The sequence below is a fragment of the Streptomyces sp. NPDC093546 genome (assembly GCF_044765045.1).
Classification (GTDB): Bacteria; Actinomycetota; Actinomycetes; order Streptomycetales; family Streptomycetaceae; genus Streptomyces.
The window spans coordinates 124,186-148,259 of the sequence record NZ_JBIWJG010000016.1 but is presented as its reverse complement, the minus strand read 5'-3'; the positions used below and the strand labels follow the sequence as shown (position 1 = coordinate 148,259).

The following is a 24,074-nucleotide window of genomic DNA, read 5'->3' as shown; positions in this document are numbered from 1 at the left end:
ACCGCTCTCCGGGTGGCTTCGGCCACGGCGCTGCGGCGGGCGTAAGGATGCGGACGAGCCGGCGCGAATCAGTCGGAACCGCAGGAACTCTTCATCGCCCAGCTTTACGACCACCGGTAGGATCAGCGGCATGAGCGGTAGCAGGAAGTACTCCATCAGTCTGCCCGAGGACCTCGCCGAGGCTGTACGCGCCCACGTCGGCCCGGGCGGCTTCTCCGCCTACGTCGCCGAGGCCCTCGAACAACGGGTCGCCATGGACAAGCTCCGGGAGATCGTCGCCGACTTCGAGACCGACAACGAAGCTCTCACCCGCGAGGAGGTCGAGGCCGCCCGGGCGCTGCTGCGCCACGATCACCGGCAGGCCGGCGGGGCTGCCGCCTGATGCCCGGCACCCTCCTGCTCGACAGCGAAGGCCTCTCGAAGCTCTACCGCAAGGACCGTACCGTCGTGGCTCTGGTCCAAGCGGCGTCGGAAGAGGGCATCCGCGTCGCCACCAGCGCCATGACCACTCTTGAGGCCGACTTCGAGCGTATCCACCCGGCCCGCATCAAGTGGGTCCTCTCCCGCGTCGACGTTCACGACGTCACCAGGGAGATCACTGACCAGGCCGCCGCGCTTCTGCGCGCCCAGCACCTTCACGGCCACAAGTACGCCATCGATGCCGTCTTCGCCGTCATCGCCCGCGACGCACCCCGGCCGGTCACCGTCCTCACGTCCGACCCCGAGGATCTGACGCTCCTGTGCGGCCCTTCCGTGGAGGTCATCAAGGTCTGAGGCGGTGTCACTGCCACGCTGAGCGGACCTGCCGCCGCCCCTCGTCACGGGCCGAGGTCTCCCCACAGACCGAAGCTCATGCCCGACCCGCTGAAAAGCAGGCCGGGCACAGCGCTTGACGGCAAAAAACCCAGGGGCCCACCCCGGAGAGGCGGAGCCCTTCTGACCTGGTGTCCTGCGGACTGGCCGCGGACTGGGCGCCCCCGCCGCTCCCGTGGGCTCGGTCATCCCCGCCTGCCCATATCCGGGCCGACCGTTGCCGTTCACCGCCTGCCGTCCAGCACGTATCCAGCACGGTCGCCGGTATACCGGCAGCCCTCCCGTGACTGCCGTTCCCAGTGACGTCAGGTCCATAGGGCCGGAGCGCGCCGTTCATGATGTCGCGGCAGCGGTCCCAGGCTGCGGGGACAAGCCGGCCGTGGACGTCGGCGGTGGGCGAGTCGGCGGGAGACCCCCGGGAGGGGGACGCTGTCATCGGCTTTCCCTGTGTTCACGGACTCCACGTCACGAGGGGACGGCCACGAGAATCTTCCCTCTGGGACGTCCCTGTTCGCCGTGGGTGTGCGCGGAGGCGAGGTCGGCGAGGGGGAAGGAACTGTCGATCCGGGTACGGAAGACGCCTGCCGCCACCAGGGGGAGCACGGAGGCGACCGGTTCGGCGTTCGGGGTACGGCTCCCGGTGGAAGTACGGACGCCGAGCGAGGCGGCCTCGAACCCGGCGACGGTCAGGACGCGCTGCGGATCGCCGGTCAGCCGGACGGCAGTGGCGGCGAAACCGTGGCCAGCGGCGTCGTAGACCGCATCGACACCGCGCGGGGCGAGGCCACGGATTCTCGCCTCGACGCCGTCGCCGTACCGGACGGGGACGGCGCCGAGGGAGGTGACGTACGGGTGATTCTCCTCGGACGCCGTGCCGATGACCATGGCGCCTCGTGCGGCGAGCAGCTGCACGGCCGCGCCGCCCACCGCGCCGGACGCCCCGTTGACCACCACGGTCCAGCCCGGCCGTACCCCGAGCGCGCTGATCCCCCGCGTCGCGGTCTCCACGGCGACCGGCAGGGTGGCCGCGGTCTCGAAGGACACCCCGTCGGGCAGGACCGCGAGCGCCTCGGTCCTGGCCACGCAGTATTCCGCGTAGGCGCCGGAGTCAGCGAAGCCGGCCACCCGGTCCCCCACCGTCAGCCCGGCCGTCCCCGGCCCCAGGGCCTCGACCGTACCCGCGACCTCCTTGCCGAGCACGGCCGGCAGCGGCGTCGGGAACATGCCCTCCAGCCGGCCGCTCCGGATCATCCGCTCCAGACTGTTGATCCCGACCACCGAGATGCGTACGAGAACCTGGCCACGGGCCGGGACGGGGGTGGGCACCGTGGACAGCTCGAAGTTCTCGGCGCTGCCGAATGCGGTGAGGAGCTGGGCTTTCATCGTGTCCGTGACTTTCAGGGGCGGGGGGATTCGGGGTGCTGTCCGGAGCGCCGGTTCATCCACGCCGCGACCAGCGCACCGGACAGGTTGTGCCAGACCGAGAAGACCGCGGCGGGCAGCGCGGAGAGCGGGGAGAAGTACGTCGCGGCGAGCGAGGCGGCGAGCCCGGAGTTCTGCATGCCCACCTCGAAGGCCATCGCCCGGCTGGCCGCCGGTTCCAGCCGGGCGGCCCGGCCCGCCGCATAACCGAGTGCGAGGCCGAGGCCGTTGTGGAGGACCACGGCGAGCAGCACGGCGAACGCCGCCTCCTTGAGCGCGGAGGCGCTCGCGGCCACCACGATCAGGACGATCACACCGACGGTGACCGCGGACAGCCAGGGCAGTACGGGCAGACAGCGGCGTATCGCTCCGGCGGCCAGGCGCCGTACGAGCAGGCCGGCGACGACCGGGGCGAGGACGGTCTTCAGGATGTCCAGGACCATGGCGCCGGCCTCGACGTCGAGGAGGTGCCCGGCGAGGAGCAGGACGAGGTAGGGCATGACAACCGGGGCGACGAGGGTGGAGACGGTCGCCACGGACATCGACAGCGCAACGTCTCCGCGGGCCAGGAACGTGACGACGTTGGACGCCGTCCCGCTCGGAGCGCAGCCGACGAGGATCACACCTACGGCCAACTCGGCTGGTAGGTCGAGGAGTTGGACGATGAGCCAGCCGAGGCCCGGCATGATGACGTAGTGGGCGACCAGGCCGAGGCCGACCGCCCAGGGTCTTCCGGCGACGATCCGGAAGTCCTGTGACGTCATCGTCAGCCCCATGCAGAACATGATCAGGCCGAGCAGATAGGGGATGGCCGGTTTGCCTCCGTCGAACGCCGACGGTGCGGCGAGACCAAGACCACCGGCCGCGAGCACGAGCAGCGGGAAGACGGTGACGGCGAGACGGGCCGTGCGGTCGGCTCCGGTGGTCTCTTCGGCCCGCGGCCCGGACGCGACCGGAGCGTGAAGGTCGTCCATGGTCTGTGTGTCTCCTGTTGCGGTGTCCGCCGTGGGGCCCGCCGCATAGGGCGGCGGGCGGTGGGTGTCCGTTCCTGGTGATGGTCGTTCCCGGCTCGGGCGGGGCCGAGCCGGGAGGGCCGGGGGCGGCTGTGACCGGCCGGGCTACCGACCTTCCGGGATGTCCGCCGGTGCCGGCCGGGACGTCGGTCGGCCGGGTCGTCAGTCGGCCCGGACACCGTTCGGCCCGGATGTCAGTCCGCGGGCACGGCGCGCACCGCGCCGGTGTCGGCGGACTGGGCCCAGGCCGCGTACGCGCGCAGTGCGGTGGTGACGGGCCGGTCGGCGCGGTTCGGACGGTAGCCCGTGGCCGCCCGCTCGGCGCGGCGCGCGGCGAGCTCCGGCTCGGGGACCTGGAGACGTAGGCTGCGCCCGGGGATGTCGACCGTGATCAGGTCGCCTTCGGCCACCAGGGCGAGCGGGCCGCCGGCCGCCGACTCCGGCGAGACATGGCCGACGGACAGGCCCGAACTCCCCCCGGAGAAGCGCCCGTCGGTGACGACCGCCACCGACTCGGCCAGGCCGCGGCCCTTGAGGTAGGCCGTGGGGTACAGCATCTCCTGCATACCGGGGCCACCGCGCGGACCCTCGTAGCGGATGACCAGGACGCTGCCGGGCTTGACCCGTCCGGAGAGGATCGCTTCAGACGCCTCCTCCTGGGAGTCGGTGACCACCGCCTGCCCGGTGAAGACGTCCATGCCGTCGGCGACGCCCGCGGACTTGACCACCGCCCCGTCCGGCGCGAGGTTGCCGCGCAGTACGGCGAGGCCGCCGTCCTCCGAGAAGGCGTGCGCACGGTCGCGGATGCAACCGCCGGCCGCGTCCAGGTCGAGGGAGTCCCAGCGGGCGGACTGGGAGAAGGCGGAAGCCGAGCGTGCGCCGCCGGGCGCGGCATGGAAGAGCTCGACCGCCTCGGCAGCGGGGGAAGCGCCGCGCACGTCCCACTCGGCGAGCCACTCGCTGAGCGAGCCGGCGTGCACGGCGTGCACATCCGTGCGCAGCAGCCCGGCGCGGTGCAGCTCGCCGAGGAGCGCCGGAATCCCGCCCGCCCGGTGCACGTCCTCCATCAGGTACGCACTGCTGGGCGCCACCTTGCACAGGCACGGCACCTCGCGCGAGCGCGCCTCGATGTCGGCCAGCCGGTAGTCGAGCCCGGCCTCGTGTGCGGCGGCCAGCAGATGCAGCACGGTGTTGGTCGAGCCGCCCATGGCCAGGTCCAGCGCCATCGCGTTGTCGAAGGCCGCCCGGGAGGCGATCGCCCGCGGCAGGACGGTGGCGTCGTCCTTACCGTAGTACCGGTCGGCCAGTTCCACGACGGTACGTCCGGCCTGCTCGTACAGCGTCTTGCGGGCGGTGTGGGTGGCCAGCGTGGTGCCGTTTCCGGGCAGCGCCAGTCCGAGCGCCTCGACCAGGCAGTTCATAGAGTTGGCGGTGAACATCCCGGCGCACGACCCGCAGGTGGGGCAGGCCGATTCCTCGATGGACTCCATGTCCGCGTCGGAGACCGCGGGGTTGACCGCCTCGGTGATGGTGTTGACCAGGGTCAGTCCGGTCCGCACGGTGCCGTCCGTCATGACCGCCCGGCCGCCCTCCATGGGGCCGCCGGAGACGAACACGGTGGGGATGTCGAGCCGCAGCGCGGCCATCAGCATCCCCGGGGTGATCTTGTCGCAGTTGGAGATGCACACCAGCGCGTCCGCACAGTGCGCCTGGACCATGTACTCAATGGAGTCCGCGATCAGCTCGCGGGAGGGCAGCGAGTACAGCATCCCGGAGTGCCCCATGGCGATGCCGTCGTCGACCGCGATGGTGTTGAACTCCCGGGCGATGCCGCCCGCTTCACGTACCGCCTCGCTCACGATCCGCCCCACCGGCTGCAGATGCGTGTGGCCGGGGACGAACTCGGCGAAGCTGTTGGCCACCGCGACCACCGGCTTGACGCCTATGTCCGCGCTGGGGACGCCGGAGGCGCGCATCAGGGCGCGAGCTCCGGCCATGTTCCGGCCATGGGTGACGGTGCGGGATCTCAACTGCGGCATGTTCCGCATACTCGGGGAAGTTCCGCCCGGACGGGAAGACGCCCTCGCTGCTATCACTCCCACTACCAGCACTTATCCTGCGTGCATGGAATCAGCGGCGGAACGGCGTAAGGAACTGGGCGGCTTCCTGCGCGCCAGCCGCTCCCGTCTGGAGCCGACCGAGGTCGGCCTTCCCCCGGCCGGCCCGCGCCGCCGTGGCGGCCTGCGCCGCGAGGAGGTCGCCACGCTCTCCCAGGTCAGCGCCACCTGGTACACCTGGCTGGAACAGGGCCGGGACATCCAGCCCTCCCGCGACGTCCTGGACGCACTCGCGCGCACCTTGCGCCTGACCCCCGCCGAACACGGCTATGTGCTCTCGCTGGCCGGCTACGCCCCCCGCACCGAAACCGCAGGTCCGGCCACCCACACCGCGCCCGCCCACGTCCAGCGGCTCCTCGACGCGCTCGTCGGATTCCCCGCGTACGCCATCGCGCCCGACTGGACGATCACCGGCTGGAACGCCGCCTACCTCGACCTCTATCCGAATGTCGCCACCGTCCCGCCGAGCGAGCGCAACCTCCTCTGGCTGGTCTTCACCGACCCCTACGTCCGCGGCCTGCTCCCCGACTGGGATGTGACGAGCCGTCGGTTCCTGGCCGAGTTCCGCGCCGAAGCCGGGCCGAGACTGGGCGACCTCTCCAACTCGTCGGCCGTGCAGCGCCTCCTGGAGGTGAGCCCGGAGTTCCGGGCCGCCTGGCAGGACCACTGTGTCGAGGGTTTCGCCTCCCGCCTGCGCACCTTCGACCACCCCACTGCGGGGCCTCGCCACTTCGAGCACCACCGCCTCTCTCCAGCGGACCACCCCGACCTCCATGTGGTCGTGTACACCCCGACCACGCCGCCCGCAATGCCGGAATCCGGGCGATAAGTCCGCGACTTTAAAGATCGTTTACGATTGACAACGGCCTCCGCCGTGATGAACGATCACCACCGCGCCGAGGGGAACAGGCCTTCCCCGAGGGTCGGCCGACTCCGAAAGACGCCCTCTCCCCTCTCGCCCTGAACCGGTATGTCCGTTGCCGTACGCATCGGCGCCAGGAGCGCGCGCACTCGACGCCCTATCCGGGCCAGCCCCCCACCTCCCGTTTCCCGTCACGGCGAACGGCCGCGCCCGGCACCCCTCGGGCGCCGGCCAGGAGTTGATCCAAGGAGAATGAATTGACCGTCCTCTGCCGTCCCGCCGTCGCCGTGCCCGAGCACGTCATCACCATGGAGCAGACCCTGGAGTTCGCCGCCGAGGCCCATGCGGGAAAGCCGCAACTGGCCCTGGCGCTCCGGCTCATACAGAACACCGGGGTACGGAAACGGCATCTGGTCCAGCCCATCGAGGAGACTCTGAGCCACCCCGGCTTCGAGGAGCGCAACCGCATATTCGAGACGGAGTCCAAGAAGCGCTGCCCGGACGTGGTCGAGGAAGCCCTGGCCAACGCGCAGCTGCGGGCCCGTGACATCGACGCCATCATCTACGTGTCGTGCACCGGATTCATGATGCCGTCGATGACCGCCTGGCTGATCAACACCATGGGGTTCCGCTACGACACCCGGCAGATCCCCATCGCCCAGCTGGGCTGCGCGGCCGGCGGCGCGGCGATCAACCGGGCCCACGACTTCTGCGCGGCCCACCCCGGCAGCAACGTCCTCATCGTCTCCTGCGAACTGTGCTCGCTGTGCTACCAGCCCGACGCGGACGACGTCGGTTCGCTGCTCTCCGACGGCCTGTTCGGAGACGCTGTCGCGGCCGCCGTCGTGCGGGGCGAGGGCGGAACCGGCATCGCGCTGGAGCGCAACGCCTCCTACATCATCCCGAACACCGAAGACTGGATCTCCTACGCCGTCCGCGACACCGGGTTCCACTTCCAGCTCGACCGCCGCGTCCCGGGCACCATGGAACCGCTCGCACCGGTGCTGCGCGAGCTCGCCGCAGGCCACGGCTGGGACGCCGGCGACCTCGACTTCTACCTCGTCCACGCCGGCGGCCCCCGGATCCTGGACGACCTCGCCACCTACCTCGGCGTCGACCGTACGGTCTTCCGGCACAGCTGGGCGACGCTGACCGAGTACGGGAACATCGCCAGCGCGGTCGTCCTCGACGCGGCCCGGCGGCTCTTCGACGAGGCCGCCCCACAGCCCGGCGCGACCGGCCTGATCGCCGGCTTCGGCCCCGGCATCACCGCGGAGATGGCGCTCGGACGATGGAGCAGCGACGCCGTCCGAACCGAGGGCGGCGGCCGGGGTGGGCAGTACGCACATGACTGATCTCGTCGTTCCGCCGGGCGCCGGACGCAAGCTGGTCACCCCGGCCCAGGAAGTCACCTTCAAGGCGACCCGGGAGATGGGTTCGGCCGTATCCGTCTTCGAGGTGGTCGTCCCGCCCGGATTCGATGTCGGCGCGCATGTGCACACCCGGTCCCAGGAGTTCTTCTACGTCCTCCAGGGCGAGCTGGACGTGCTCTGCTTCGAGCCGGTCGAACGCACCCCGGACACCTGGCACCACTGGACCTCCCCCAAGGGCGACCGCGTCGTCCGAGCGGAGGAGGGGAGCTGCATGTTCGTACCTCCGGGCACCCCGCACGCGTTCCGCAACGCCACCGACAAGCCGGTGAAGATGCTCTTCCAGAGCTTCCCCTCACCCGATCACGAGCAGTACTTCGAGGAGATCGCGGAGATCTGGTCCCGCGGCGCCACGGTGGACGCCGCGGCCGTGGAGGACATGCGCAAGCGGTACGACGTCAGCCAGATCACCCCCCTTCGTTTCGAGCGCCCGCAGCCGGACGCCCCCGCACCCCGAGCCGAGGAGAAGTAGGACATGACCACAGCCGTAGGGATCGACGAGATCTACGCCGCCATCGAGGAATCCGCCCAGCTGCTCGGTCTGCCGATGGAACCGGCGAAGGTGAAGTCCGCCCTGATCGCCTTCGAGGACGCCTTCACCGACTCCACGGTGGCCTTCCGGATAGCCACCGGGACGCGCCGCGAGCAGCTGTTCGGCTACCGGTACATCAAGTACCGCGGCGATCTCGACCCGCTGGAGACCGCGATCGCCGCGGGAATGGTGGAGCCCAGCGACCACCCCGCCGCGCGGCTCTTCCACGAGGTCAAGGAGCGCCTCCCCGTCGAGGGCACCGGCGGCGACTTCGAGATGGGCGCCGGTTTCCAGAAGATCTGGTGCTTCTTCCCCAGCGGCCGGCAGCAGCCGCTCGACGAGTTCGCCGCGCTGGAGTCGATGCCTCGCGCGGTCGGGGACAACCTCGGACTCCTGGCGCGGTACGGGCTGACCTCGGCGAGCCTCTTCGCGGTCGACTACACCTCCCACACCCTCAACATCTACTTCGACGGCCTCCCGGCCGGCACCTTCGCACCGGACAGGGTCCGCGCACTCACCGCCGAACTCGGCATTCCCGAGCCCACCGAGGCCGAACTGGACCTGTGCGCCAAGGCGTTCGCGGTCTACTTCACCTTCTCCTGGGACTCCTCGGAGATCGACCGGGCGTGCTTCCCCGTGCTCGTCCCCGACCCCGGTCAGGTGCCCACCACCCTGGGCCCGACCATCACCCGCCTTGCGAACGGGGTCCCGTTCGCCGGTGTGGACCGCAAGTGCATCTACGCGACGACGCTGTCGGCGCGCGGCACGTACTACAAGCTGGAGCCCTTCTTCCACTGGAAGCCGGAGCTGGTGAACGCCATGCACCTGGACGGCGCCCCGGAGCAGCGGCCCGCCCGGTGACCTCTGACGTCACGACGCCTCCGCACGTCCGTCGCAGACCAGCCATGAGAAGGAAGCCCATGTCCCTCAGTCCGTCCACGCCCCTTGCCGACCCGCCTCCCGCCGTGATGCTGGAGCTGGTGGACGAGGAGGGCACCACGATCGGCACCGCGGAGAAGCTGTCGGCGCACCAGGCGCCGGGGCGGCTCCACCGGGCTTTCTCGGTGTTCCTCTTCGACTCCGAAGGCCGGATGCTGCTGCAGCGCAGGGCTCTGGGCAAGTACCACTCCCCCGGCGTGTGGTCGAACACCTGCTGCGGGCATCCGTATCCGGGGGAGCTCCCCTTCGTGGCGGCGACCCGCCGCACCGGGGAGGAGCTGGGCCTGGCGCCGGAGCTGCTCCAGGAGGCGGGGACGGTGCGCTACAACCACCCCGATCCGGCGTCCGGCCTGGTGGAGCAGGAGTACAACCACCTCTTCACGGGTCTGGTGTCCCAGCGACCGCGGCCCGACGCCGGGGAGATCGCGGAGACCACGTACGTGACCGCGCGGGAACTCGCGGAACTCCAGGGGCGCGAGACGTTCTCCGCCTGGTTCGCCACGGTTCTCGACGCGGCGCTCCCGGAGATCCGCAAGCTGGCCCCGCGAGGCGGCTGGTAGTCCCGTGACCAGCCAGCAGATCGTCGTCTTCCTGCTCGATCTCGCACTCGTCCTCACCGGGTGCGCCCTGCTCGGCGCACTTGCCACCCGCCTCGGGCAGCCCGCCGTGATCGGCGAACTCCTCGGTGGCATCCTGCTCGGCCCGACCCTGCTCGGGGCATGGTCGCACCTGGTGGTCCCGGACACCGTCCGGCCGCTCCTCGCCGGGGTCGGCGATCTCGGCGTCGCCCTGTTCATGTTCGGTCTCGGCCTGGAGTTCCGGCGGGGCTCACTGCGCGGTGGCGGGCGACGGTCGGCCGGTATCGCGTTGGGCTCGCTGCTGCTGCCCTTCGTACTCGGCTCCCTGCTCGGCGGGTGCCTGGTGCTGACCGGCTACTGGCGGCAGCCGGACCCGACAGGCTCCGTGCTCTTCATGGGCATCGCCATGTCGGTGACCGCGTTCCCGGTCCTGTCCCGGATTCTCATCGACCAGGGCATGACCGCCACCGAGACAGGCACGTTGGCGATGGCCGTCGCCGCGGTGGCCGATGTGCTCGCCTGGTCCGGGCTCGCCGTGGTCGTCGCGCTGGCCGGGGACCACAGCGGTTCACCGTGGCTGGTGGCTCTTGTGGTGCCGTTCGCCCTGGTTCTAGGAGGGGTCGTGCCGCCGCTGCTGCGGTGGCTGACCTCCGTGGGCTCGCCGGCCACGTCGGCCGCCTGTCTGTTCAGTGGCGCTCTCGCGAGCGGTGCGGTCACCGAACTGATCGGACTGCACTTCATCTTCGGTGCCTTCCTGTTCGGGCTGGTCAGCCCACGCGTCCCGGCCACCGCGCAGGTGGCGGAGCAGGCGTCCATGGTCAGCCGGTTCTTCCTGCCCGTGTACTTCGTGGTCGCGGGGCTCCAAGTGGACCTGGACCCGACCGGCGGGGCGCTGGGGCTACTCGCCGTCATCGTGCTTGTCGCTGTGACCGGCAAGGTGGTGGGCACCTACGCCGCCGCCCGGATGTGCCGCCTGCCCCGTGAACCGTCCATGCTGCTGGCCCTGCTGATGAACACCCGGGGGCTCACCGAGTTGATCGTGCTCACCACCGGCATGGAACTCGGCCTCATCGGCCAGGAGCTCTACTCGGCCATGGTCGTGATGGCCCTCCTGACCACCGCGGTAACCGGACCGCTGCTCACCCGGTACGGAACACGCGGAGCGGTACCGGTCTGACCCGTACGGCTTTCTTTCCGTACAGCGCCCGGACCGTACGGAATCGCACCACACACCGACGTCATGACGTCATGACGCCTTCCGCGTTCATGACGTCATCCGAGCGAACGACGAGACGAGGAAAAGACTTTGTCGAACAATGTCCTGGTAGTGGGCGGAGGCCCGGCCGGCTCGGTCGCCGCGACCTTCCTGGCGCAGGAGGGCTTCTCGGTCCGGCTGATCGAGCGGGACCACTTCCCCCGGTACCACATCGGGGAGTCCCTGACGCCAGCCAGCCGCCATGTCCTGGAGGTCCTCGGCGTGGCGGACCGGCTCGACGAGCTGAACTTCCAGCGCAAGCGCGGTGCCGTCTTCGCCTGGGGCGAGGACACCTGGGTGATCGACTGGAGCAAGATCTTCGGCAAGGACATACACACCTGGCAGGTCGACCGGGGCCGGTTCGACACCTTCCTTCTCGACAACGCCCGTGAGAAGGGGGTCAAGGCCGAGCACGGTGTCACGGCCCGGTCGGTGACGTTCGGTCCCGACGGCCGCCCGTCCGCGGTCGAGTGCAGGTCGGAGGACGGAACCGCCTTCACCATCGACGACTTCGACTTCCTGGTCGACGCCTCCGGGCGGTCCGGTCTGCTGAGCAAGCAGTTGCGCAACCGCCGGCCGCACGAGCTCTTCCGCAACGTGGCGATCTGGGGCTACTGGGACAACGCGGGCGCACTGCCCGACTGCCCCGAGGGCGGCATCAATGTGATCTCCTCCCCCAAGGGCTGGTACTGGGTCATCCCGCTGGGCGACGGCCGCACCAGCGTGGGGCTGGTCACGCACAAGGACCTGTTCGCCCAGGACAAGCGGCAGCACGCGGACACCGAATCGCTCTACCATGCCTACCTCCAGGAATCCGCGGAGGTCATGGGGCTCCTTGCGGACGCCACCTACACCGCGCCGGCCCGGGTGGAGACGGACTACTCCTACATCGCCGACGAGTTCTCCGGCCCCGGCTACCTCATGGTCGGGGACGCGGCCTGCTTCCTCGATCCCCTCCTTTCCAGCGGAATCCACTTCGCCATGTACGGCGGGATGGTGGGCGCCGCCGCCCTGGCCTCGGCCAGGCGGGGCGAGATCACCGAGGCCGAAGGGCTGCGCTTCTTCGAGTACTCCTACAAGCGGGCGTACAACCGCACGCTGACCCTGGTCAGCAACATGTACCAGGGATATCGCGGCAAGGACGACTTCTTCTGGACCGCCGACCGCCTGGTCGGCAAGGCGCCGACCGGCCAGGAGGAGGCTTTCGGCGAGGTCATCGGCGGCCTCACGGACATACGGGAAGTCACCGACGCCTCGACCCGGGTCGTCTCCTCCCAGCTGGAGGACGAGGCCCGCCGCATCCACCAGGACCAGGGATCCGACCCGAACCGCCCTCTCTTCCTCGCCCAGCCCCGGCTGGCCCAGGTCGAGGACCCCATCGACGGCCTCCAACTGGTCACATCCCCCCACCTGGGCCTGCAGCGCGTCCCGGAGGCGTGACCGGAAGACACGTGACCACTGCGTTACCCAGTTGCCGGCGGTCACGTATACGAGGGAGTCGTCGGGTCGGGCTACGCGGATGCTCTTGAATGTGGCCAGGGTGTGGTCGGCTCCCTCACGGGCGCGGACCACACCCACCCCGGTCGCCACCGATGCGGCGGCAGCCGTGGCAGGGGCAGATGGACAGCGGACCGAACTGGTCGAAGGGGGCTGGCCCCACCAGCCGGTGGGACACCCCCGCACAGACGCCGAGCAGAGCGCCTTACCGACCGTGCGAACCCCGGCAGGAGCGACGACCTGACCTTCCAGGAACAACTTCCCGGGCTGACGACCCGTCGTGAAATCCAGCACCGATCCAGCACGGGAATCCCGACAAGCCTGAACGGAATCGACCAGCCACCGCTTGACCTGCATGTTCCCCGCCTTGCCCGCGCCTCGAACGTGACGACGCAACGTATGACCACAGCAGGCCCGGAATGCGGAAATCTCCCTCTGACCTGCACATACGCAAGCCAGAGGGAGATCCTGGAACTCAACTACACGAAGCGGAATGCCTGCGGGCTGATCCTGACCTGCGGCGGAGCCCCATCCATGGCTCTGACCCTGGGTTTCCTGGTTGGCATGCGTTGGCTCCCAACGGCCATTTACGGGTGTCCTGCGCACTGGCTGCGGACTGGCCGGGGATCCCGAGGCAGAGAAATCCATGGCACACGGGCGGGACCTGCAACGAGACTGCGCAGGTGAGCGACTCCTACCCCTGCCCGTGCTGCGGGCACCGCGTGCTGGGCGAGATGCCCGGCTCGTACGAGATCTGCCCCATCTGCTTCTGGGAGGACGACGGGGTCCAGTTCCGCTGGCCGACCATGGCCGGCGGGGCGAACAAGGTCTCCCTGATCGAGGCCCAGCGCAACTACCAGGATTTCGGCGCCTGCGACGAGCACGGCCGCCGGTACGTCCGCCCTCCGGCGGAGGACGAGCCGCTCGACCCCGCCTGGCACCCCATCGACCTGACACGCGACTCCTTCGAGGACTGGTCAGCCGAGGACCGCGCCCCTTGGCCCGACGACTGCTCGGTGCTCTGCTGGTGGCTCCCCACTTTCTGGCGTCGGGACCACTCCGCGTCATGACCTCCCACATCGAGACACTCGTCCAGCAGCTCGACGGCAAGGCCGACGAGTCTTACGACGCCCGCGCGGAGCTGATCTGGATCGGCGCCGACGCCATACCCGCCATCATCAACGACCTGCCCACCCTCGGCGGCTTCGGCCAGCTGACCGCCATCGAGGTCTTCGAGGAGGTGGGCGATCCCCGCTGCGGCCCCGCTCTCATCGGCCTACTGGACAGCGACAACCCGACCGTCCGCGAATGGGCGGCCATGGCCCTGGCGAGCCTGGAGATCGACGGCGCCATCGAGCCCCTGCGCCGCGCCTACCGCGCCTGCCTGGAACGGGCGACCCCACCCGACTGGACCGAGCCCGACGGCATCCGCTGGGCGCTAACTGAACTCGGCGTCCGTAAACCTGTCGTCCCGCCGCTCACCGCGCGCCTACGAGCCACCACTGCGGACGACGCCCCGGGCTGGCCCTCGGTCCGCTTCACCGAGATCGTCAACGACCTGGCCGACCACACCCAGGTGATCCTCTACTCCCAGTTCTGGCGGGTGGACGCCGACAGCACGTACGGCGTCTCCGGCACCGGCCTGGACTGGGAACTCGACTGGGCCGCGCCCTGGGACCACCTGGTCGAAGAGTCCCGCACCTGGTCGCTGCTGGAAGCCTCCGAAGCCCCCGCCGGCGACGACATTTTCGTCGCCCCCAGCTGGATCGACCGTACCGACCTGTACCCGGAGAGGTGACCGATGCCGTTCCAGCGCCCCGAGGAGATCGGTTACGGCCATGTGGTCGAGAGCTACGTGACGAGGATGTACGCGGGCCTCCCGCGCTACCTCGTACTGAATGGCGGGCGCTTCCTGAGCCCCCGGTGGTGGCACACCACCCGCTTCACCCGACACCTGCTCAATGACGCCGCCGCGATCACCGACGAGGAACTGGAAGCACTCCTCGGGTATGAATGGCGCTCGCGCCTCACCGCCGGCTGGTTGATCGGCGTCGACCGCCGCGACCGATTCCGGGCACGCATCGGCGACCTGCTCCTCGCCAGCGAGGTCTGCTACTCCGGCGGTGCCTACTGCTTCGCTCTTGCCCGCTTCGGCACGCACGCGGACGCCGAGATCCTCACCGCTTACCTCGACCGCTACCTCCCCCGCACCGACCTCCACTACGACCAGCCCGTCGCTCTCGGCGCCCTCCTCCGCCTCGATGCCCACCTGGGCACCCACCACGCCGACCGCTTCACAGAACCCGACGGCCTCTGGGGCCAGTGGGTCAAAGGCGTAGGACGCCTCGGTTACCCCAGCCACACCTCCGCCGAGCTTCGCCGCTGGACGGACCTCCAATGCGACTTCGCCAACGGCTGGACCCGGCCGTAGCCACAGCCGCCTGCTGCGGCTGGCGTGCTGGACGCAACGACCGCCCCGGTCGCCAAGGGGTCGGGGGGCAAGCAAAGCCGGGCAACTCCTCGGGCAGGCCGGTCACCCTGCCTGCGCACGGGAAGGTCGTGCCGGACTGCCCCCGCCCTCGGTCGGAAGGGGGTCACGTACGCTGCCGATCTCGCGGCATCGACGAGGCTCGTTCGCTATGACCCGCCGGCTCGGCTGCTGCGGCCACCCGAGGGCGCTGTTACGTTCCGCCCCATGACCGCATCAGACGATCTACTCCGCCGGATCGAGCAGGAGCCTTCCCTTGCCACCGCGCTCGCCTGGCCTGGCGATTTCGACGTCGAGCGCCGGGACCCCCTCGAGGAACTTGCCCTCCCTACCCGGATCCCCCTCCACCCGATAGCCGGTTGCGGCGCTGGCGGCACGTACTACCTGTGCGGGAAGGCCGGGGCCGTGGAGAGGCCCGTCTTGTACGCCGACTCGGAGGGCCAGGCCACGTTGATCGGCGCCGACCTCGTCGAGGCCATCACGCTCATCGTGGTGCTGCCCTTCTGGCGCGACCTGGCGAAGGGCTTCACGATCAGCGAGCTGGGGGCGGACCTCCGCGCCGACCGCCCCGACTTCAACACCGAGCGCGACCGCCTCCTGCAGGCCCTCGGACTCGCCCCTGTCTCCGAAGAAGAAGCTGCCTCCCGGCTCTTGGCCGTCGCCGCACGCACGATGCCGAACTACGTGCCGTGCGTTCCGGACGACGACCATCTGCCGTACGAACTCCTTTTCGGGGGCGGCCCTCGGTAGCGGCACAGCCCCTACCCTGGCACTCCGCATCCTGGCCAAGCTGACGGAGCTGGAGAGCGACCCCCTCGGTTTCAACACCACCGCTTTGGTGTCCCAGCCTGAGCGTCGTCGGCTGCGAGTCGGCGACTACCGCATCGTCTACGCGGTCGACAATGGAGAACTGGTGATCTGGGTCGTTCACGTCGGACATCACTCAACCGTTTACGACACCTGACGGCAGCTGACTCAACGTCGGAACACACAGCACCCATCCAGCACGGTGACGACGAAGGGGTCGACCTCCTTGGAGGTCGACCCCTTCTGACCTGCGTGCTTGACGAATCATCCAGCACACGGCAACGACTCGATTACACGTTGAAGCGGAACGTCAGGTGCAGAGCTCTGACCTGCGAAAACATCCTTCCGAAAGATCGGATCCAGCACCGATCCAGCACGGTAGGAGTTCATCCAGCACATCCAGCACCAGCGGTCGCTGACCAACCGCGCCGGCCGGTCCCCGTCGGGTCTTCGGCGACGCCCAACCGCACAGTTCACACCGGGTAGGGCGATCGTCTTTCCCTTGAACTTGGCCGCCTCGCCCTCATCGGCGGCCAACAGCGCCCCGGCTATCTCGACGGCCATCTCGACCGTTGCAGCCGCATAAACCATGCACCCCAAGGCAGCGTGAACCGGGGGTCAGGTCCGCGTCGGGCATGTCCTCGTCAGTCATCAGGCAGATTCTGTCACCGACATCAGACTCCGACGCGGTGACCCGAGGATCCCGCTGCGCCTCCGGGCCGAGCGCACGGCCGCACGACCCATCCCCGATTGTGTACACATGGCACACTCGGTACACTTGAGCGCATGACGCAGCCGCTACCCATAGAGTCCATCCGCGACGTGCGCGCCCACCTGGCGGAGGTGGTGGAGCGCGCGGACCGCGACGACGTGCCCACGGTGATCACACGTCGAGGCAAGGAAGTCGCCGCCGTCGTCTCCATTGAGGTGCTACGCAAGTACCAGGAGTGGGAAGAGCGCGAGATCAACCGGATCATCGACGAGCGCATGGCCAACCCGGCCCCAGGCATCCCGATCGAGGACATCATGAGGGAGACGCTGGCGCGCGGTGAGTGAGTACCGAACCGTCTTCCGTCCCGAGGCGCAGGCCGAGCTCCGGAAGATCCCCCGCGACATGGCGCTGCGCATCCTCGCCAAGCTGACCGAGCTGGAGAGCGACCCCCTCGGCTTCAACACCACCGCGCTCGTGTCGCAGCCGGAACGCCGCCGACTGCGCGTCGGCGACTACCGGGTCGTCTACACGATCGACAACGGGGAGCTCGTGGTCTGGGTCGTGCACGTCGGGCATCGCTCCACCGTTTACGACACCTGAGCCGGCTGATAAGACGTCAGAATATCCAGCACCCATCCAGCACCGTGACGACGAAGGGGTCGACTCCCGGAGGAGTCGACCCCTTCTGACCTGCCCGCTTGACGAATCGCCTAGCGTGCAGTAAAAGGCCGATTACACGTTGAAGCGGAACTCCACCACGTCCCCGTCCTGCATCACGTACTCCTTGCCCTCCATGCGGGCCTTGCCCGCCGCGCGGGCCTCGGCGACCGAGCCGGTGGCGACCAGGTCGTCGAAGGAGATGACCTCGGCCTTGATGAAGCCCTTCTGGAAGTCGGTGTGGATCACACCGGCCGCCTCGGGGGCCGTCGCGCCCTTCTTGATGGTCCAGGCGCGGGACTCCTTCGGGCCCGCCGTGAGGTAGGTCTGGAGGCCCAGGGTGTCGAAGCCGACGCGGGCGAGGGTCGCCAGGCCGGGCTCCTCGGCGCCGACCGACTGGAGGAGCTCCATGGCGTCCTCCTCGTCGAGCTCGGCGAGGTCCGCCTCCAGCTTGGCATTGAGGAAGATCGCCTCGGCCGGGGCGACCAGGGCGCGCTGCTCGTCCTTGAACGTCTCGTCGACCAGCTCGTCCTCGTCGACGTTGAAGACGTACAGGAACGGCTTGGTGGTCAGGAGGTGCAGGTCGTGGAGGAGCTCGGCCTTCTCGGAGCCCTGGACGATGCCGTGGGAGAAGAGCGTGTCGCCCTTCTCCAGGATCTCCTGGGCCGCCTCGACCGCCGCCACCTTGGGGGCGACGTCCTTCTTGATCCGGGACTCCTTCTGGAGGCGCGGCAGGACCTTCTCGATCGTCTGGAGGTCGGCGAGGATCAGCTCGGTGTTGATCGTCTCGATGTCGTCCTTCGGCGAGACCTTGCCGTCGACGTGGACGACGTTCTCGTCCTTGAAGGCGCGGATGACCTGGCAGATCGCGTCGGACTCGCGGATGTTCGCCAGGAACTTGTTGCCCAGGCCCTCGCCCTCGCTCGCGCCGCGCACGATGCCCGCGATGTCGACGAAGTCGACCGTGGCCGGGAGGACGCGCTGCGAGTTGAAGATCTCGGCGAGCTTGGTGAGGCGGGCGTCCGGGACGCCGACGACGCCGACGTTGGGCTCGATGGTGGCGAACGGGTAGTTGGCCGCCAGCACGTCGTTCTTGGTCAGGGCGTTGAACAGGGTCGACTTGCCGACATTCGGCAGGCCGACGATTCCGATCGTGAGCGACACGTTGGCGACTTCCCTAGAAGTGTGGATGGTGGGCCGACCCCCCAGTTTACGGGCGTGGCGGGGCGGCCGACGACGGCCGCCGGGGGCGTCTCCCGGGCGAACTCTCGGCCAAGGTCGTATAAACGGCGTGTCCGATGCCTGATTCCTGCCCGCTCGCGACCTACGTTGTCCAGGTGGAGCAGCAACGGAACAGTCCCCCTCGGCGCCGGCAGCGGCCGCGCCAGCGCCCCCCGGTCGCCCCGCCGCCCCAGGGCGCCCTCGTCGAGGGCCCGCCCCGCACGGTGGTACGGCGGGGCCCACGGCCCGGCCCCGGTGCCCGGCCGGAGCGGCCGCGCGGCGGGCCGGTGCGCCGGACCGGGCGCCGGCCGGTGCCGCCCCTCGTCCTCGCGCTGCGGCGGCTGCCCCGGCCGCGGCTGACCGGGCTCGGCGCGGGGCTCTTCGCCGCCGGCGCCATGTTCGTCGTCGGCTGCCTCGACTGGCTGCTGTTCGACGGGTCGCCAGTGGTGTACGGGCTCCTCTTCCTGCCCGTCAGCGCGCTCACCGCGCTGTGGGTACGGGAAGCGGACCTGGTCACGGCGCCGATCAGCGTGCCGATCGCCTTCGCCGTCGGGGTCGTACCGATCGCGGGCGGCGTCGGGGGCGTCGGCGGCCGGACCATGGCCGTGGTCACCGCACTCGCCGTCCACGCCGGCTGGCTGTACGGCGGCACGCTGGTCGCGGGCCTCATCACCTGCGTACGCAAGGTGCGCGAGATGGGCCGGCGCCAGCGCGCCGCCGCCGCGCGCATGGCGCAGCGCCGTACGACGCCATAGCGCCGGCGCGGGCCCCTCCCGCCCGCGCCGCGCGCCACGAGCGCCTCAGTGCCGTGCCGCCGCCATCGCCGCGCCGACGATGCCCGCGTTGTTCTGCAGCTGGGCCGGTACCACTTCCGCCCGGACGTGCTTGATCAGCGGCAGGAACTTCTCCGCCTTGCGGCTGACGCCGCCGCCCAGGATGAAGAGCTCGGGCGAGAACAGCATCTCCACGTGCGCCAGGTACTTCTGCACCCGGTGCGCCCATTCCTCCCAGCTCAGGTCCTTGTCGTCCTTCACCTTCGTGGAGGCGCGCTTCTCCGCCTCGTGGCCGTCCAGCTCCAGGTGGCCCAGTTCGGTGTTGGGCACCAGGTGTCCGTCCGTGAAGACCGCGCTGCCGATGCCCGTGCCGAGGGTCAGCACGATCACCGTGCCCTTGCGGCCGCGCCCGGCCCCGAAGGTCATCTCGGCGACACCGGCGGCGTCGGCGTCGTTGAGCACCGTGACGGGCGGGGAGCCGTCCAGCCGGTCGCGGATGAGCGCCGCGGCGTCGACGTCGATCCAGCCCTTGTCGACGTTCGCCGCCGTACGGATCGTCGAGCCGGTGACGACGCCGGGAAAGGTGACGCCGACCGGGCCCGACCACCCGAAGTGGGCGACGACCTCCGCGACGCAGCCCGCGACATCGTCGGGTGTCGCGGGCTGCGGGGTCAGTACTTTGTGGCGGGCCTCTGTCAGATCGCCGCGCTCCAGGTCCACGGGAGCGCCCTTGATCCCGGACCCGCCGATGTCCACTCCGAAGACGTTCATGGACTCAACGTTACGGGGCGGCACCGACACGTCACCAAATCACTGCTTTTCGGCGCGCGCCTCCGCCTGCGCCACCAGCGCCGCGGCCTCGGCGCGCAGGTCGCGCCGCAGCTCCTTCGGCAGCGAGAAGGTGATCGACTCCTCGGCGGCCTTCACGATCTCGACGTCCTCGAAGCCGCGCTGCGCCAGCCACTCCAGGACGCCCTCGACCAGGACGTCCGGGACGGACGCGCCCGAGGTGACGCCGACCGTCGCGACGCCCTCCAGCCAGGCCTCGTCGATCTCGTCGGCGAAGTCCACGAGGTGGGCGTCCTTCGCGCCCGCGCCGAGGGCGACCTCGACGAGGCGGACGGAGTTCGAGGAGTTCTTGGAGCCGACGACGATGACGAGGTCCGCCTCGGCACCCATCTGCTTGACGGCGAGCTGGCGGTTCTGCGTCGCGTAGCAGATGTCGTCACTCGGCGGGGAGACGAGCAGCGGGAACTTCTCCTTCAGGGCGTCCACCGTCTCCATCGTCTCGTCGACGGAGAGGGTGGTCTGGGAGAGCCAGACGACCTTCGACGGGTCGCGGACCTCGACCTTCTCGACGTCGCCCGGGCCGTCGACCAGCGTGATGTGGTCGGGCGCCTCGCCGGACGTGCCGATGACCTCCTCGTGGCCCTCGTGGCCGATGAGGAGGATGTCGAAGTCCTCCTGCGCGTACCGGATGGCCTCCTTGTGGACCTTGGTGACCAGCGGGCAGGTCGCGTCGATGGTGGCGAGCTTGCCGGCGGCCGCCTCGTCGTGGACGACGGGGGCCACGCCGTGCGCCGAGAACATCACGATCGAGCCGGGCGGGACCTCCTCCGTCTTCTCGACGAAGATGGCGCCCTTCTTCTCCAGGGTCTGGACCACGTACTTGTTGTGCACGATCTCGTGCCGTACGTAGATCGGCGCTCCGTACTGCTCCAGGGCCTTCTCGACGGCGATCACGGCGCGGTCCACGCCCGCGCAGTAGCCGCGGGGGGCGGCGAGGAGGACGCGGCGGGCGGCAGGCGTAGCAGCAGTCATGCGTCCCATCGTAAGGGCGCGTCGGACAGGCGCATGATCGGCCGCGTACGGAGACTGGGTGGCATGGTCGGCACCAGTGCGCAGGAGGCGGAGCCGCGGCACGGCGGGGACGGGCTGCGGCGGACGCTCGGATTCCGGGACCTCGTGGTCTACGGGCTGCTGTTCATCGCGCCCATGGCGCCGGTCGGCGTGTTCGGCACCCTGGACGCGAAGTCGCACGGGGCGGTCGCGCTGGTCTACGTCGTGGCGACGGTCGCGATGGCGTTCACCGCCTTCAGTTACGCCCAGATGGTGCGGGTCGCGCCGCAGGCGGGGTCGGTCTTCGCGTACGCGCGCAAGGGACTGGGGGAAGGGCCGGGGTTCGTCGCCGGGTGGATGGCGACGCTGGACTACGTGCTGATCCCGGCGGTCGCGTACCTCTTCGCGGGCATCGCGATGGAGGCGCTGGTGCCATCCGTGAACCGGTGGGTGTGGACGGCGCTCGCCGTGGTGATCACGACGCTGCTCAACCTGTGGGGGGTACGGGCGGCCGCGCGCGTCGGCCTCGCCGTGCTGGCGATGGAGATCGCGGTGCTGGGTGTGTTCGTGGTGTCGGCGGTAGTGGTGCTCGTACGGGACGGGGCGCGGCGCGGCTGGCTGTCGCCGCTGACGGGTGACGCGGGGTTCTCGATGGCGGCGGTGCTGGGGGCGGTGTCCGTGGCGGTGCTGTCGTACCTGGGCTTCGACGCGATCGCGTCGTTCGCGGAGGAGGCGGTCGGGGGCTCGGCGAGGGTGGCGCGTGCGCTGCTGTTCTGCCTGGCGCTGGCGGGTGTGCTGTTCGTGGCGCAGACGTACCTGGTGGCGCTGCTGGAACCGGTGCCGTCGGCGCGGCTGGCGGCGGAGCCCGGGCGGCAGGGGTCGGCGTTCTACGACGCCGTGCAGGCGTCGGTGGGCGGCTGGCTGCACGACCTGGTGGCGACGAGCAAGGCGATCGGCGCGGCCTTCGCGGCGCTCGCGGGGCAGGCGGCGGCGGGCCGGCTGCTCTTCGCGATGGCCCGCGACCGGCGCCTGTCACGGGTGCTGGCGCGTACGGACGGCGGGGTGCCGCGGGTGGCGCTGGGGGTGGCGGCCGTGGTCACGCTGGTGGCGGCGGTGTGGGCGGCGCGGCGGGACGACGGGATGGACCACCTGGTGTCGGTGGTGAACATCGGGGCGCTGACGGCGTTCGTGCTGCTGCACGCGAGCGTGGTGGGGTGGTTCGCGGTGCGGAGGGGCGGTGCGGGGCAGCCGCCGCATTGGCTGAAACACGTGGTCCTGCCAGTGGTCGGCGGGGCGATCCTGATGGCGGTGATCGCGGAGGCGGCGACGTCGGCGCTGGTGGTGGGGTCCCTGTGGCTGGCGGTGGGGTTGGTGGTGCTGGCGGTGCAGTGGGGGCGGCGGGGCCACAGCGGGTGACTGCGGGGCCGCGGCGGTGTCGGTGCGGGCGCGTACGCTCGCTCGCATGGCTCTGAATACGTCTGCCGAAGCTCCGCTGCCCGTCGGTGAGGTGTCGCGGCTCATCGGGGGGTGGATCGACCGGCTCGGCGCCGTGTGGGTCGAGGGGCAGATCACGCAGTTGTCGCGGCGACCGGGCGCCGGGGTCGTGTTCATGACCCTGCGCGACCCGTCGTACGACATCTCCGTGAGCGTGACCTGCTACCGGCAGGTGTTCGACGCGGTCGCGGACGTCGTCGCCGAGGGCGCGCGCGTCGTCGTGCACGCGAAGCCGGAGTGGTACGCGCCGCGGGGGCAGCTGTCGCTACGGGCGGCGGAGATAAGGCCCGTCGGGATCGGGGAGCTGCTCGCGCGGCTGGAGATGCTGAAGCGGTCCCTGGGGGCGGAGGGGCTGTTCGCGGCGGAGCGGAAGAAGCCGCTGCCGTTCCTGCCGCAGCTGATCGGGCTGGTCTGCGGCCGGGCCTCGGCGGCCGAGCGGGACGTGCTGGAGGTCGCGCGGCGGCGGTGGCCGGCGGTCCGCTTCGAGGTGCGGAACGTCGCCGTGCAGGGCGTGCACGCGGTGCCGCAGGTTGTGCAGGCGGTCAAGGAGCTGGACGAGCTGACGGACGTCGACGTGATCGTCGTCGCGCGCGGCGGCGGCAGTGTGGAGGACCTGCTGCCGTTCTCGGACGAGCAGCTCGTACGGGCGGTCGCCGCGTGCCGTACGCCGGTGGTGTCGGCGATCGGGCACGAGCCGGACTCGCCCCTGCTGGACCTGGTCGCGGACCTGCGGGCGTCCACGCCGACGGACGCCGCCAAGAAAGTCGTGCCGGACGTCGGCGAGGAGCTGGAGCGCGTGCGCGCGCTGCGGGACCGCGCCCTGCGGACCGTGCGGGGCCTCATCGACCGCGAGGAGCGGGGCCTGGCGCACGCGCTGCACCGGCCGGTGATGGAGCACCCCCAGCGGATGGTGGACGAGCGGGAGGCGGAGGTCGACGCCCTGGTCGCGCGCAGCCGCCGGGTGCTGGGGCACCTGCTGGACCGGGCCGACTCGGAGCTGTCGCACACCCGCGCGCGCGTGGTGGCGCTCTCGCCGGCGGCGACCCTGGAGCGGGGGTACGCCGTGCTCCAGCGCGCGGACGGCGGGGTGGTGCGCTCGCCGGAGGAGGTCGCGCCGGAGGAGGAGCTCCGGGCGCGGGTGGCGGAGGGCGAGTTCGCCGTGCGCGTGACCGCCGACGGTGTCGTACCCGGCGCTTAGGGTGGTGCGCATGGCAGCCAACACGACGGACACGGACACCGGCACGGCCCCCGGCACAGACCCCGGCGCGGGCGCGACCGAGGCGGCGATCGGTTACGAGCAGGCGCGCGACGAGCTGATCGAGGTCGTACGCCGCCTGGAGGCGGGCGGCACGACGCTCGAGGAGTCGCTGGCGCTGTGGGAGCGGGGCGAGGAGCTGGCCAAGGTGTGCCGCCACTGGCTGGAGGGCGCCCGAGCCCGCCTGGACGCCGCGCTGGCGGAGCAGCAGCGCCCGGAGCGCGACGACCGCTGAGGACCGACCGCAGAGGACGGGTTGGGCAGCCGACCCCGGTGACATGGATCACTCGGAGCCGGATTTAGTTGAAAGTTAATACATCTCCGGCGTACTGTCGTGACATCGCCTGATACCCGTATGACGAAAGGCACC

Annotated in this window: 25 protein-coding genes and 1 pseudogene; 20 read left to right on the top strand and 6 right to left on the bottom strand. The window is 70.3% G+C overall.

Annotated features, from left to right (window positions below; genetic code table 11):
* The first annotated feature begins 130 nt into the window (after positions 1–130).
* Positions 131–382, top strand: a complete 252-nt coding sequence (locus tag ACIRNI_RS27970) for a hypothetical protein (protein WP_018845686.1) — start codon at positions 131–133, stop codon at positions 380–382.
* Positions 382–774: a DNA-binding protein gene (locus ACIRNI_RS27965; RefSeq protein WP_403555519.1), complete on the top strand. Its 393-nt coding sequence runs from the start codon at positions 382–384 to the stop codon at positions 772–774. The genes ACIRNI_RS27970 and ACIRNI_RS27965 overlap by 1 nt, the downstream gene beginning before the upstream one ends.
* 504 nt (positions 775–1,278) lie before the next feature.
* Here the strand turns inward: ACIRNI_RS27965 and ACIRNI_RS27960 are convergent.
* The 3 genes from ACIRNI_RS27960 to ilvD all read right to left on the bottom strand — a co-directional run bounded on the left by ACIRNI_RS27960 (position 1,279) and on the right by ilvD (position 5,287).
* Positions 1,279–2,196 (bottom strand): NADP-dependent oxidoreductase, encoded by a 918-nt coding sequence (locus ACIRNI_RS27960; RefSeq protein WP_403555517.1) that lies wholly within the window; start codon positions 2,194–2,196, stop codon positions 1,279–1,281.
* Positions 2,197–2,210: 14 nt separating this feature from the next.
* On the bottom strand, positions 2,211–3,209 hold the full coding sequence (locus ACIRNI_RS27955) for a bile acid:sodium symporter family protein (protein ID WP_403555515.1): 999 nt from the start codon (positions 3,207–3,209) through the stop codon (positions 2,211–2,213).
* A gap of 233 nt (positions 3,210–3,442) precedes the next feature.
* Complete coding sequence (gene ilvD / locus ACIRNI_RS27950) at positions 3,443–5,287, bottom strand: dihydroxy-acid dehydratase (RefSeq protein ID WP_403555513.1); 1,845 nt, start codon at positions 5,285–5,287, stop codon at positions 3,443–3,445.
* An 85-nt stretch (positions 5,288–5,372) separates the two neighbouring features.
* On the opposite strand from ilvD, the gene ACIRNI_RS27945 reads away from it, so the two are divergent.
* From ACIRNI_RS27945 to ACIRNI_RS27880, 14 genes and pseudogenes are all read left to right on the top strand, one after another.
* Entirely contained in the window at positions 5,373–6,194 is an 822-nt protein-coding gene (locus ACIRNI_RS27945) for a helix-turn-helix transcriptional regulator (RefSeq protein ID WP_403555511.1), read from the top strand.
* 341 nt (positions 6,195–6,535) lie between these two features.
* Complete coding sequence (locus tag ACIRNI_RS27940; RefSeq protein ID WP_403555553.1) at positions 6,536–7,582, top strand: type III polyketide synthase; 1,047 nt, start codon at positions 6,536–6,538, stop codon at positions 7,580–7,582.
* A complete protein-coding gene (locus ACIRNI_RS27935; protein WP_403555509.1) occupies positions 7,575–8,129 on the top strand; it encodes a cupin domain-containing protein in 555 nt (184 codons plus the stop codon). The genes ACIRNI_RS27940 and ACIRNI_RS27935 overlap by 8 nt, the downstream gene beginning before the upstream one ends.
* A gap of 3 nt (positions 8,130–8,132) precedes the next feature.
* Complete coding sequence (locus ACIRNI_RS27930) at positions 8,133–9,050, top strand: aromatic prenyltransferase (protein ID WP_403555507.1); 918 nt, start codon at positions 8,133–8,135, stop codon at positions 9,048–9,050.
* Positions 9,051–9,109: 59 nt separating this feature from the next.
* On the top strand, positions 9,110–9,688 hold the full coding sequence (gene idi, locus ACIRNI_RS27925; protein WP_403555505.1) for an isopentenyl-diphosphate Delta-isomerase: 579 nt from the start codon (positions 9,110–9,112) through the stop codon (positions 9,686–9,688).
* A 4-nt stretch (positions 9,689–9,692) separates the two neighbouring features.
* Complete coding sequence (locus tag ACIRNI_RS27920; protein WP_403555503.1) at positions 9,693–10,883, top strand: cation:proton antiporter; 1,191 nt, start codon at positions 9,693–9,695, stop codon at positions 10,881–10,883.
* 129 nt (positions 10,884–11,012) lie between these two features.
* Entirely contained in the window at positions 11,013–12,401 is a 1,389-nt protein-coding gene (locus ACIRNI_RS27915) for an NAD(P)/FAD-dependent oxidoreductase (RefSeq protein ID WP_403555501.1), read from the top strand.
* Between the two features lie 740 nt (positions 12,402–13,141).
* Positions 13,142–13,528, top strand: a complete 387-nt coding sequence (locus tag ACIRNI_RS27910; protein WP_403555500.1) for a CPCC family cysteine-rich protein — start codon at positions 13,142–13,144, stop codon at positions 13,526–13,528.
* On the top strand, positions 13,525–14,256 hold the full coding sequence (locus ACIRNI_RS27905) for a HEAT repeat domain-containing protein (RefSeq protein ID WP_403555498.1): 732 nt from the start codon (positions 13,525–13,527) through the stop codon (positions 14,254–14,256). Before ACIRNI_RS27910 ends, ACIRNI_RS27905 begins: the two co-directional genes overlap by 4 nt.
* A gap of 3 nt (positions 14,257–14,259) precedes the next feature.
* Complete coding sequence (locus ACIRNI_RS27900) at positions 14,260–14,889, top strand: DUF6000 family protein (protein WP_403555496.1); 630 nt, start codon at positions 14,260–14,262, stop codon at positions 14,887–14,889.
* A gap of 264 nt (positions 14,890–15,153) precedes the next feature.
* Positions 15,154–15,696, top strand: a complete 543-nt coding sequence (locus ACIRNI_RS27895; RefSeq protein WP_403555494.1) for a hypothetical protein — start codon at positions 15,154–15,156, stop codon at positions 15,694–15,696.
* A 16-nt stretch (positions 15,697–15,712) separates the two neighbouring features.
* Positions 15,713–15,910 (top strand): annotated as a pseudogene (locus ACIRNI_RS27890) (type II toxin-antitoxin system RelE/ParE family toxin); the annotation flags it as partial.
* Positions 15,911–16,539: 629 nt separating this feature from the next.
* Positions 16,540–16,809 carry a type II toxin-antitoxin system Phd/YefM family antitoxin gene (locus ACIRNI_RS27885; RefSeq protein ID WP_019434848.1) on the top strand — a complete coding sequence of 90 codons (270 nt, stop codon included), beginning with the start codon at positions 16,540–16,542 and terminating at the stop codon, positions 16,807–16,809.
* Entirely contained in the window at positions 16,802–17,065 is a 264-nt protein-coding gene (locus ACIRNI_RS27880) for a type II toxin-antitoxin system RelE/ParE family toxin (RefSeq protein WP_093677539.1), read from the top strand. The genes ACIRNI_RS27885 and ACIRNI_RS27880 overlap by 8 nt, the downstream gene beginning before the upstream one ends.
* Positions 17,066–17,197: 132 nt before the next feature.
* On the opposite strand, the gene ychF is transcribed toward ACIRNI_RS27880, so the two are convergent.
* Positions 17,198–18,286, bottom strand: coding sequence for a redox-regulated ATPase YchF (ychF, locus tag ACIRNI_RS27875; RefSeq protein ID WP_403555491.1), 1,089 nt, complete (start codon positions 18,284–18,286; stop codon positions 17,198–17,200).
* Positions 18,287–18,459: 173 nt separating this feature from the next.
* Between ychF and ACIRNI_RS27870 the strand changes: the two genes are divergently transcribed.
* A complete protein-coding gene (locus tag ACIRNI_RS27870; protein ID WP_403555489.1) occupies positions 18,460–19,098 on the top strand; it encodes a DUF6542 domain-containing protein in 639 nt (212 codons plus the stop codon).
* A 45-nt stretch (positions 19,099–19,143) separates the two neighbouring features.
* Here the strand turns inward: ACIRNI_RS27870 and ppgK are convergent, their stop codons facing one another.
* Complete coding sequence (gene ppgK / locus ACIRNI_RS27865; RefSeq protein WP_355367737.1) at positions 19,144–19,887, bottom strand: polyphosphate--glucose phosphotransferase; 744 nt, start codon at positions 19,885–19,887, stop codon at positions 19,144–19,146.
* A 39-nt stretch (positions 19,888–19,926) separates the two neighbouring features.
* Positions 19,927–20,946 (bottom strand): 4-hydroxy-3-methylbut-2-enyl diphosphate reductase, encoded by a 1,020-nt coding sequence (locus tag ACIRNI_RS27860; RefSeq protein WP_403555487.1) that lies wholly within the window; start codon positions 20,944–20,946, stop codon positions 19,927–19,929.
* Between the two features lie 54 nt (positions 20,947–21,000).
* Here ACIRNI_RS27860 and ACIRNI_RS27855 point away from each other — a divergent pair, with 54 nt between their 5' ends.
* The 3 genes from ACIRNI_RS27855 to ACIRNI_RS27845 are packed head-to-tail and all read left to right on the top strand — an operon-like array spanning position 21,001 to position 23,939.
* Complete coding sequence (locus ACIRNI_RS27855) at positions 21,001–22,371, top strand: APC family permease (RefSeq protein WP_403555485.1); 1,371 nt, start codon at positions 21,001–21,003, stop codon at positions 22,369–22,371.
* A 46-nt stretch (positions 22,372–22,417) separates the two neighbouring features.
* Complete coding sequence (gene xseA / locus ACIRNI_RS27850; protein WP_403555483.1) at positions 22,418–23,647, top strand: exodeoxyribonuclease VII large subunit; 1,230 nt, start codon at positions 22,418–22,420, stop codon at positions 23,645–23,647.
* Positions 23,648–23,657: 10 nt separating this feature from the next.
* The gene (locus tag ACIRNI_RS27845; RefSeq protein ID WP_403555481.1) at positions 23,658–23,939 is read left to right on the top strand and encodes an exodeoxyribonuclease VII small subunit; all 282 of its coding nucleotides are present in this window, start codon (positions 23,658–23,660) and stop codon (positions 23,937–23,939) included.
* Positions 23,940–24,074 lie beyond the last annotated feature (135 nt).